Source organism: Streptomyces sp. NPDC088116 (assembly GCF_044741745.1).
Lineage (GTDB): Bacteria > Actinomycetota > Actinomycetes > Streptomycetales > Streptomycetaceae > Streptomyces.
The window spans coordinates 491,682-502,527 of the sequence record NZ_JBIUTF010000004.1; the positions used below are offsets into that span (position 1 = coordinate 491,682).

Sequence of the window (10,846 nt, forward strand, 5' to 3'; positions counted from 1 at the left end):
GATGAGACGTGTACGCACACTGCTGCTCGCCCTCGGCGTCGCTCTCGCACTGGCTGTCGGGCTCGGTCTCACCTGGCTCCCGCTCCCGGCGAGCGCGAGCACCGCGCAGGCGACCGACCGGGGCACCACGCAGGTCCCCGGCCGCCTCCTCGCGGGCCCGGTGACCATCACCAGCGGCACCCAGTTCACCGACACCACAGGCGGGTTGGTGCACGCCCATGGTGGCGGGGTGCTCAAGGTCGGTGCCTGGTACTACTGGTTCGGCGAGAACCGCAACGCCGACAACTCCTTCCGGTATGTCTCCGCGTACCGTTCCTCGGACCTCAAGAACTGGGAGTTCCGCAAGCACGTCCTGACCCAGGCCACCGCCCCCGAGCTGGCCGACGCCAATATCGAGCGGCCGAAGGTCGTCTACAACGCCACGACCCGTCAGTTCGTGATGTGGATGCACAAGGAGAGCGCCACGGACTACAGCCAGGCGCGCGCCGCCGTGGCCACGTCCGCCACGGTCGACGGCGACTACACCTGGAAGGGCAGCTTCCGGCCGCTCGACGTCCATATGTCCCGGGACATCACCCTCTTCACGGACACGGACGGCACCGGCTACATGGTGTCGGCGGCCCGTGAGAACTACGACCTTCAGATCTACCGGCTCACGGCCGACTACACCGGCATCGCCGGCCTGGTCGCCAACCCCTGGCCGGGCGGCCACCGCGAGGCTCCGGCGCTCTTCAAGCGGAACGGCGTGTACTTCATGCTGACCTCCGGCGCCACGGGCTGGAACGCCAACCAGCAGCAGTACGCCACCGCCACCTCGGTCGCCGGGCCGTGGAGCGCGATGCGCAACGTGGGCGACTCGACGACGTACAACTCCCAGACCACCTATGTCCTGCCGGTGCAGGGCACGTCGGGCACCTCGTACCTCTACATGGGCGACCGGTGGGGCAACTCCTTCGGCAGGACGGTCAACGACTCGCGCTACGTGTGGCTGCCGCTGGCCTTCCCGACCTCCACCTCCATGACCATGAACTGGTACCCGGAGGTCACCGTCGACACCACTACGGGCACGGTCGCCGGGTCGGGCGGTCCCTACGAGACGCTGACCGCGCGGCACAGCGGCAAGTGCGCGGACGTGCCGGGTCAGTCGATCCTCGAAGGCGCCGCGCTCTCTCAGTACATCTGCAACGGCGGCGGCAACCAGCGGTTCTGGTTCAAGAACACCGGCGACGGTTACGTGTGGCTGATGGGCCGGCAGAGCTCGCTCTGCCTCACCGAGACCGCCGCCGATGTCCAGCAGCAGGCGTGCGGCGGGGCGTCCGCGCAGCAGTGGAAGGTGACGGCGAGCAGCGGCGGGTACGTCACACTGACCGCGCGCGCGAGCGGCGAATGCCTCGACGTCTCGGCCGCGTCCACGGCCGACTCGGCGAGGCTCATCACCTACGCCTGCTCGGGCGCCACCAATCAGCAGTGGCAGCGCGCCGCCTGACCCCTGTGGGCCATGGGCCATGGTCCGCGTGGCATGAGTGCCGACACCTGGGCGGCGCCCCGGTCGAGTACGGCTCGGACGGGGCGCCGTGTCATGCGCCCGCTGCTTGCCACCGGCGCAGAGAGGAGGGCGAGTCAGGGCGCGTTGAACGAATTTGACCGATTGACTTCGCTTACTTCCACTATCGCTCGCGGTGCGAAACGAAAGGAACAGGATTATCTTTCGGGAACGCTCGACAACCGCAATGGTCCCATTAACGGACAGTAGCGATGGAGTTCCGCATGAGTGAGCGGGTAGCGTCGCGGCACGAGCCAGCTCCTGTACGGCGGCCAACCATTATCCGGAGCCGGCTCGTCCATACGAACCGACGATCGAGGAGGGCTCAGTGCCTCCTGACCACATATCCGAACCGCCACCCGAGGGCGCCAGTCCGGGGCGTTCAGAACGTAGCATCCCTCGCACGAGGGCTGCTAAAACCCGGGAGCTGCATGACAATCAGGTCAACGTCCAGCTCTCGCCCTTCATAGCCATACCTTTTCTCGGCATTGTCCTGGTGTTCCGCCCGGAAGCCGCCGAGGCCGCCCTCGCGGTGACAGGTGCCGCGGTCCTCGGTATGCGCCGCTCGTATCTGCGCCACCGGCGGCTTCGCCTGCGCTGACGCTCCGACAGAGGCCGGGCCGCGGTCCGCCGTGGCCCGGCCCGACGCGAACCGGAATCTCGCCCCCGCCTACGTCGGGGCCGCGAAATCCGTTCCGCAGGCCGGAAATTTGCCATTTCCGTGCCGGATTCCCAGAAGCAATCCCCGAAAAGGACCAGATCGCATGACCCAGAAGGGCCACGACGGCCTTGATGAGTGCAAGGGCCCCGGCTGCTCCAACTCCGTTCAGCAGAAGCCCGGATCGGGCCGGCCCCGCCTGTACTGCTGTGACAACTGCGGCGCGAAATACCGTAAGCACCGCGGCAGCCGGCACAAGGCCGTCGACAACGACGCCTACGCCGCCCTGGTCGCGGACGATTACGCCCAGCATGCCCTCCAACTGGCCCAGTTGATTCACGAAGGCCGTCCGGAAGCGGCGCTCCATCTGCTGGTGCAGTGCGAACAGGACTGGAAGGACGTACGTGCCGCGACGGTCCAGCTCGCCCGGGACCGCAAGATGAAAGGGGCCGATATCGCCGCCGCGCTGCACATCAGCCAGGACACGGTGAGCCGTGCGATCAGCGCCGACCATATAGCCACCCGCCGAAAACACCGCGCGCCGCGGCCCGCCGCCACGACGTCCACCACTCCCTTACCGGCCACTCCGGCCGGCAAGGGAGCCCCGCACCAGCACCATCCGCTGCCCGCCCCCGCTCCCCCGTCCCGTCCGGCGGGCGGATTCCCCGACCGGGACAACGGGCCTCCCGCCCTGGGGCCGGCGGCCAGCCTGGCCCGCGCCCTGTCGCATCTGCACCGCCTCAGCAACAAGACACTGCGGGCCCTCAGCGAGGCGGCCGCGGTGGACCCCTCGTACGTGTCCCGCGTACTGAGCGGCGAGCGCCTGCCGTCCTGGAAGGTGACCCGGAATCTCGTACTGGCCTGCGACGGCGACCCCGACGAACTGCACCCCTTGTGGAACGCGGCCCGTGGCTACCGCATCATCCAACCCACCAGTCTGCACGCGGCACTTCGCGGACTGCACCTGGCCGCCGCCCTCCCCGAACCGGACCTGATCCGCGCACGGGCCCACGACAGTCTGTCCGTGGAGGACATCACGGGCATGCTCAACGGCTCCCGCCTCCCGGACTGGAACAGGGTCGACCATCTCGTGGGCGCCCTGCACGGCCAGCCCGAGGCGATCCGGCCCCTGTGGGAGGCCGCCAAGTCCGCCGCGCAGGAGGCCGTTTCCGACGCCCCAGCGGTTCCCGGAGTCCCATCGGTGTCCGACGCCCCGGCGGTGTCCGGAGCTTCGCGTACGCCACCGAGCCTGCCGGCCGCCGCCTTCGGATGACCAGGTCCGCCACCACTCAGCCGCTCACACCGAGGGGAAGAGGTGCCATGCCCGTCGCACCGTCCGGCACCACGATCACCACCACGACCACCGGCACCATGACCCTCCACACCACTACGGTCCCCACCGGCACCGCCCGCGCCGTCGGCGCCATGGACCTGGCGCTCCCCGCGACCTTCGAGGCCTTCTACACACTGCACCACGACCGCTATCTGGCCTACGCGCGGGCCCATATGAGCAGCACGGCCGCCGCGGCCGCCCTGCGCGAGGCGTTCGGCGAACTGGCCACCCACTGGTCCCATGTCCTGCGCCGCCCCAACCCCACCGCGGAGGCCTGGGAGAAGCTGGTCCGCCGGGTGGGGAGGCGCGCCCCGGCCCTGACCGCCGGCACCACTTCGTACGTCCAGTACCAGGTGGTCGTCCTCCACCACCTGGCGGGCTGTTCCGTCAACGCCGTCGCGGACACCACGGGGCTGGAACCCTGCCGGGTCCGGTATCTGCTGCGCACGTGGTCCCCGCCGGGCAGATGTGGCTCGTCGAGAATCGGCGCGGACCTTTCGAAAACCGTTCCCAGATGATGTCCTTGGAACCGATTTGACCTGCACAGTTCAAGCCCCTTATGTTCTGCGTTCTGACCTGGACCGTCATGGACAGGTCAGCTTCGCTTCACCATCTCTGGGGGAAACACAGTGCACTGGTACACGGACGTCCTGAAGAAGTACGCGGTGTTCAGCGGTCGGGCGCGCCGCAAGGAATACTGGATGTTCGTCCTGTTCAACTTCATCATCGCGATGGTCCTGGCGGTCGTCGACGCCCTGGCGGGCGCGGGCGGCATCATCAGCGGCCTCTACACGCTCGCCGTGCTGATTCCCTCCATCGCCGTGGGCGTGCGCCGGCTGCACGACACCGGCAGGTCCGGCTGGTGGATGCTCATCGCGCTGGTCCCCCTCGTCGGCAGCATCATTCTGCTGGTCTTCTTCGCCTCCGAGGGCGAGCACAACCCGAACGCGCACGGCCCGAACCCCAAGCACGTGCAGGCGTACCCGTAACGCCTAGGTCTTCTCCCTCGCGTGCCCGTCAGCACACCGCTGACGGGCACGCGTCGTCTCGCACCCGATGCCCCACGCCCGACAGGACGTTGCTTCGAGGCTCGCGCTCAGACGCGCCGGGTGTCCAGCCAGACGGCCGTGTCCGGCGGCAGCGAAAAGCCGCCGGCCCCGTCACCCGTCAACTCGTCGCCGGCCAGCAGCAGTTCCGCCCCCTCGGGCAGTGTCAGCGGCAGCGGCGCGCCGGAAAGGTTGACCCGGCACACCAGGCCCGCGCCCTTGCGGAAGGCCAGTTCGCCCTCGGCCGACGGCAGCCAGGTGAAGCTCTCGTCGCCGAGGAAGCCCCGGCGCAGGCTCAGCGCCGTACGGTACAGCTCCAGGAAGGACCCCGGCCGGCCCGTCTGGGCCTCGACCGACCGTTCGCCCCAGCCCTCGGGCTGGGGCAGCCAACTGCCGCCGGGGCCGAAGCCGTACGAGGAACCGGTCCTGGTCCACGGCAGCGGCACCCGGCACCCGTCGCGGCCCTTCTGGGCGTGTCCGGTGCGCTCCCACATCGGGTCGCGCAGGGCGTCCGCGGGCAGGTCGGCGACCTCGGGCAGGCCCAGTTCCTCGCCCTGGTAGAGGTACGTCGTACCGGGCAGCGCGAGCGTCAGCAGTGCCGCGGCCCTGGCCCGGCGGCGCCCCCGTTCCTCGTCGGCCGCCGGTTCGCGGCCGTCGGTCAGCAGCCAGGCGGGGAGGGCGGTGCCGTCGGGCAGCGCGTAGCGCGTGCGGTGGCGCACCACATCGTGGTTGGAGAGCACCCAGGTCGGCAGGGTGCCGGTGGGCGCCGCGCCGGCCAGCGAGGTGTCGATGACCTGCCGGAAGGAAGCCGCGTCCCACGGGCAGCGCAGATGGAAGAAGTTGAAGGCCTGGTGGAGTTCGTCGGGCCGGGTGTAGAGCGGCAGCCGGGCCGCGCTCACACCGGCCTCGGCGACCATGATCCGGGGCGGCGCGTAGGAGTCGGTGATCTTGCGCCAGGTGCGGTAGATCTCATGGACCTCGTCACGGTCCCAGAAGGGGTGATTCTCGCCGCTGGGCGGGGAGTTGAGAGGCGCGGTGTCGCCGCCCCGGGTGTCGCGCAGCGGCCGGGTGAGGTCCTTGCGCAGTCCGTGGGCCACATCGATACGGAAGCCGTCGACGCCCAGGTCCAGCCAGAAGCGCAGGGTGCGCTCGAAGTCGGCGACGACGTCGGAGTTCTCCCAGTTCAGGTCGGGCTGTTCGGCGGCGAAGATGTGCATGTACCACTGGCCGTCGGGGACCCGGGTCCAGGCCGCGCCACCGAACTTGGACTGCCAGTCCGCGGGCGGCTCAGCGCCGTCGGGGCCGCTGCCGTCCCGGAAGATGAACCGGTCGCGCGCGGCCGAACCGGGCGCCGACGCCAGCGCCTGCGTGAACCACGGATGCCGGTCGGAGCAGTGGTTGGGCACGATGTCGACGATGGTACGAAGACCGAGCTCCCTGGCCCGGCCGAGCAGCGCGCGGAAGTCGTCCAGGGTGCCGTGGCGCGGGTCGACGTCCCGGTAGTCGGAGACGTCGTAGCCGCCGTCGGCCAGCGGGGAGCGGTAGAACGGGGTCAGCCAGACGGCGTCCGCGCCGAGTGCCGCGACATGGCCGAGCCGGTCGGTGATCCCCCGGAGGTCGCCCATTCCGTCGCCGTCGGCGTCGGCGAAGCTGGGGACGTAGATCTGGTAGACGACGGATTCGCGCCACCAGTCGCGGCCACCGCCATCGTCGCCGCCACCACCGTCGGGACCGCCCGAGCCGCCGAAGCCGCTCGGACCGCTACCGCTGCCGCCTCCGCTGCCGTCGTTGCCTTCCGGGAACGCGTGCTGTGTCACTGGTACCTCTCGTGCCGGGATGAAAAGGAGTCCAAGTAGAGGGAACGCCACAGGCATTGTGCGATGCGATCATCCCTTGACCCCACCGGAGGTGAGAGGTACCAGGTCCGGACCGGGCGGTGGGGTCGGGCGTTGCAGGCGGAAGCGCGTACCAGGACGCCGCGAGCACCCCGGCGGTGCTCAGCGCAGAGCGCGCTTGGCGCGGCCGGGCCGGGCCGACGCGTACGGCACCTTCGCCTCGGCCGAGCGCAGCGAGCGGATGGCCAGCAGCAGAACCCCGATGTCGTCGAGGTACACCGGATCGGGCATCAGATCCGTGGGGAGTACCAGATAGACCATGGCCGCCCAGAACACCCAGCGGTTCTGGACCGGTACGCCCGCCCGGCTCAGGGCGCGCCGGGCCCGTACCAGCCGGACGGCCAGGGTGATCGCGACACTCAGGGTGAGTGCCCCCACCACGACGGCTACGGCGATGAGAATCTGCACTTCGCTGCTCACGGCGCTCTCCTGGTCTCCGGTTCTCCGGCCTCCGGGCCCTGGACGAGCGGGGCCTGCGGGCTTCTGCTACCCGACTACCCCAGACACCCGGCCCGGCACCAGAGATGTCCCCCGTCCGGCCCGGATCCCAGGGCGGAATCCGGGCCGGACGGAGGAGAGGCGGCTACCACGCCAGGTGGAGCGCCGCCGGCGCCACGCACACGGAGCAGGCCGTCAGAGCGCCGCGCCGGCCTTGAGCTTCCTGGCGATACCGACCACCCGCTCGGCCTGGACACGCGCGGCGGTACGGGTCTCGTCGCCCACCGGGTTGGCGCCCTGCGCGTCGACGTGCGAGGTGCCGTACGGGTTGCCGTCGGCGAACTTCGCCGGGTCCGTGTAACCGGGGGCGACCACGATGCCGCCGAAGTGGTGGAAGGAGTTGTACAGCGCGAGCAGCGTGGACTCCTGGCCGCCGTGCCGGGTCGCGCTGGACGCGAAGCCGCTGTACACCTTGTCCGCCAGCTTGCCCTGCGCCCACAGGCCGCCGAGGGTGTCGATGAACTGCTTGAGCTGCGAGGCGACATTGCCGAACCGGGTGGGGCTGCCGAAGATCACGGCGTCGGCCCACTCGATGTCCTCCGGCGTCGCCACCGCGAGCTCCGCGGTGGCCCGGTGGTTCGCCGCCCACGCGGGGTTCGACTCGATGGCCGCGTCGGGGGCCAGCTCGGCCACGCGCCGCAGCCGCACCTCGGCACCTGCCTTCTCGGCCGACTCGGCCAGCGTCCTGGCGACCTCCGTGTTGGTACCGGTGGAGGAGTAGTACACAACGGCGAGCTTTACGGGGTCAGTCATGGCGGGGGTCCTCCTTGGATCGCTTGCGCGCCGGACACGCACGAGTCACTCGTGCCCATCGGTGACGCGCCCTTTCTTGTTCAACCGTAAACCAATTTGATTGAACCGTAAACCATGCCCGTTCGCACGCGATCTTCCCGTCATTCCAGCCAATCGGTACGTTTCCTGACAGGAAGATCGCCACACGCCACCCGGTCCGCCGGGGCTACGGAGAGGCTGGCTCCATGTCAGAGCATGTACGGGAGCGTTCACCGGAGAATGCGTCGCGGCGCACACCGCTGATCCATGGCTCCTGCGACGAACGGTTCGGCGCGGTGCGCACCGCCTTCGAGAACAACTTCCACGAGCGCGGCGAACTGGGCGCCGCCGTCACCGTCCTGGTCGACGGGAAGCCCGTCGTCGACCTGTGGGGCGGCTGGGCCGACGGCGCGCGCGTGCGGCCGTGGGAGCGGGAGACCCTGGTCAATGTGTGGTCGACGACCAAGGGGCCGACCTCGCTGTGCGCGCACATCCTGATCGACCGCGGGCTGCTCGACCCGGACGCGCCGGTCGCCACGTACTGGCCGGAGTTCGCCGCGGCCGGCAAGGAGTCCGTCCTCGTACGGCACCTGCTCTCCCACCGCTCCGGACTCGCCGGATTACGTGAGCCGCACACCCTGGAACAGCTCTACGACTGGGAGTTGACCGTCTCCCGGCTGGCGGCGACGGAGCCGTGGTGGCAGCCGGGCACCCGGTCCGGCTATCACGCGACGGCCCACGGCTTCCTCGTCGGCGAGGTGGTCAGGCGCCTCACGGGCCTGCGCCCCGGGGCGTTCCTGCGCCAGGAGGTGACGGGACCGCTCGGGATCGATTTCAGCATCGGACTGCCGGAGGAGGAGGCCGCGCGCGCCGCCGAGCTGGTGTACCTCCCCGTCGGGACGGACAGCGAACGGGCCGCCGGCTTCGACGTGTCGAGTCCGGTCGTCGTGGCCGCGCTGGGCAATCCCCCGGTGAGTGCGGCCGACGCCAATTCGGCGGCCTGGCGGTCCGCCGAGATCCCCGCCGCGAACGGCTACGGCACGGCCCGCGCGGTCGCCGCGCTGTACGGGATCCTCGCCGGCCGGGGACGGCTCGACGGCCACCGCGTCCTGTCCCCGGAGACGTTCGAGCGGGTCCGCGAGGGACAGGGCAGCTGCCGGGATCTGGTACTGGGGCCGGGCTTCACCCACGAGACGGAGAACGCCCTGGGGCTCTGGCTGAGCGGGCCGAACGGCTCGTACGGCCCCAATCCGAGGGCCCTCGGGCACGACGGCTTCGGTGGTTCCTTCGGGCTCGCCGACCCGGAGGCCGGGGTCAGCATGGGATACGTGATGAACCGGATGGGGCCGTACATCGCCGACGATCCACGGAAGATGACGCTGATCGACGCCCTCTACGGCGCGCTGTAGCGGCCGGGTTGTCCCACGAAAGAGCGCACCACCGACCGGTTCCGAGCGCCCGCATGACACCGATCCACGCCCTTCCCGCCTCTCTCGACACCCACGACCGATTAAATTCAGCCATGATCATCACGAGGGCAATTCGGTGGTACGACACCAAACGGACGCCCGTCACCCCGCGAAACCACCTCCGCGGCCGCCATATCCACCCCTCGTGGATTCACTCGGTCATACGCCCACCACCCACGGTGAACCATGTGTGTTTGTGACGGCCATTCGCGTGGCCGGATGACGTCCAGGTTCACATCTGGTGCTATATGCGGGTACTGACGGACGCTCACCAGCCGCTTTTACCCGCGCGTGGGATTTGCAGCAATTCGCAGTCGGTCCGGCAGCGGACTCGGCGACCGCCCCGCGGGGGGCGGTCGCCGAGCGGAACCGCGGACCTCGACGGCCGACCCGCGCCACAGGTCCAGAAGTGGGCCTTGCACCGGCACCAACCGGAGTTGACGATCTCAGGGCGAGGAATTGACAGGTCCACGACCAGCACCACATGGCCGTGGACCGTCGTATCCGAGCGGCCCGCTCACCCAACGGGCCGTGTTGTTCCCCCACCTACGGAGGATGTTGTGACCTTCAAGCGCTTTTCCCCCCTCGGCGCGGTGTCCAGACACGCGCGGCTTCTCGCCGTCTCGTCCGGTCTGGTGACCGCCGTCGCGCTTGCGGCCCCTGCCGCCGTCGCCCAGCCGGCGCCGGTCGCCCCCGCCGTCTCGGCGGCCCAGCTGGCCGAGGCCGGTGACGCCCTCCGCGGCGCCGACATCGCCGGCACGGCCTGGTACGCGGACAAGACCTCCGGCAAGGTCGTCGTCACGGTCGACAGCACGGTCTCCGACGCGGAGATCGCCACGATCAAGAACTCCGTGGCCGACACCGCCGCGGGCATCACGATCAAGCACACCGAAGGCACGTTCAACAAGCTCATCGCGGGCGGCGAGGCCATCTACACCGGCGGCGGCCGCTGCTCCCTCGGCTTCAACGTCCGCAGCGGCAGCACGTACTACGCGGTGACGGCCGGGCACTGCACCAACATCGGCAGCACCTGGTACACCAACTCCTCGAACAGCACCGTGCTCGGCTCCACGGCCGGTTCGAGCTTCCCGGGCAACGACTACGGGCTGATCCGCCACTCCAACTCGGCCGCGGCCGACGGCCGGGTCTCCCTCTACAACGGCTCCTACCAGGACATCACGTCCGCGGCCAACCCGACGGTCGGCCAGAGCGTACGGCGCAGCGGCTCGACCACCGGTCTCCACAGCGGTACGGTCACCGGCCTGAACGCGACCGTCAACTACGGCGGCGGCGACGTCGTCTCCGGCCTGATCCAGACCAACGTCTGCGCCGAGCCCGGCGACAGCGGCGGCGCGCTCTTCGCCGGCAGCACCGCGCTCGGCCTCACCTCGGGCGGCAGCGGCAACTGCTCCTCCGGCGGCACCACGTTCTTCCAGCCGGTCGTCGAGGCCCTCAACGCCTATGGCGTCAGCGTCTTCTAGGACTGCTTCCACGACTGCTTCCACGTCTTCCGAAACTCTCGCGGTACTTGTCGGGGGGGGGGGGGGGGGGGGGGGGGGGGGCCCCCGCGGGGCGGGGGGGCCCCCCCCCCCAAACCGCCGGGGGCGGGGCGGGGGAGCGTGTGGAGGGACCA

9 protein-coding genes are annotated in these 10,846 nt (G+C 69.9%); 6 read left to right on the forward strand and 3 right to left on the reverse strand.

The annotated features are described in order from the left end of the window. Window position 1: 1 nt before the first annotated feature. The 4 genes from ACIOJD_RS19090 (at window position 2) to ACIOJD_RS19105 (ending at window position 4,523) form a co-directional block, all read left to right on the forward strand. The gene (locus ACIOJD_RS19090; RefSeq protein WP_401914823.1) at window positions 2-1,486 is read left to right on the forward strand and encodes an RICIN domain-containing protein; all 1,485 of its coding nucleotides are present in this window, start codon (window positions 2-4) and stop codon (window positions 1,484-1,486) included. 821 nt (window positions 1,487-2,307) lie between these two features. After that, window positions 2,308-3,474, forward strand: a complete 1,167-nt coding sequence (locus ACIOJD_RS19095) for a helix-turn-helix domain-containing protein (protein WP_401914826.1) — start codon at window positions 2,308-2,310, stop codon at window positions 3,472-3,474. Between the two features lie 47 nt (window positions 3,475-3,521). Next, window positions 3,522-4,052: a hypothetical protein gene (locus tag ACIOJD_RS19100; RefSeq protein ID WP_401914829.1), complete on the forward strand. Its 531-nt coding sequence runs from the start codon at window positions 3,522-3,524 to the stop codon at window positions 4,050-4,052. Between the two features lie 111 nt (window positions 4,053-4,163). After that, complete coding sequence (locus tag ACIOJD_RS19105; protein ID WP_401914832.1) at window positions 4,164-4,523, forward strand: DUF805 domain-containing protein; 360 nt, start codon at window positions 4,164-4,166, stop codon at window positions 4,521-4,523. 107 nt (window positions 4,524-4,630) lie between these two features. Here ACIOJD_RS19105 and ACIOJD_RS19110 read toward each other — a convergent pair whose 3' ends face one another. The 3 genes from ACIOJD_RS19110 to wrbA form a co-directional block, all read right to left on the reverse strand. Then, entirely contained in the window at window positions 4,631-6,397 is a 1,767-nt protein-coding gene (locus ACIOJD_RS19110; protein WP_401914835.1) for a glycoside hydrolase family 13 protein, read from the reverse strand. Between the two features lie 180 nt (window positions 6,398-6,577). Beyond that, window positions 6,578-6,895, reverse strand: a complete 318-nt coding sequence (locus ACIOJD_RS19115; protein WP_401914837.1) for a YkvA family protein — start codon at window positions 6,893-6,895, stop codon at window positions 6,578-6,580. A gap of 213 nt (window positions 6,896-7,108) precedes the next feature. Then, complete coding sequence (wrbA, locus tag ACIOJD_RS19120) at window positions 7,109-7,726, reverse strand: NAD(P)H:quinone oxidoreductase (RefSeq protein ID WP_401914839.1); 618 nt, start codon at window positions 7,724-7,726, stop codon at window positions 7,109-7,111. Between the two features lie 224 nt (window positions 7,727-7,950). On the opposite strand from wrbA, the gene ACIOJD_RS19125 reads away from it, so the two are divergent. Next, a complete protein-coding gene (locus ACIOJD_RS19125) occupies window positions 7,951-9,153 on the forward strand; it encodes a serine hydrolase domain-containing protein (RefSeq protein WP_401914841.1) in 1,203 nt (400 codons plus the stop codon). Between the two features lie 620 nt (window positions 9,154-9,773). Then, entirely contained in the window at window positions 9,774-10,694 is a 921-nt protein-coding gene (locus ACIOJD_RS19130) for a S1 family peptidase (protein ID WP_401914843.1), read from the forward strand. The last annotated feature ends 152 nt before the right edge of the window (window positions 10,695-10,846 follow it).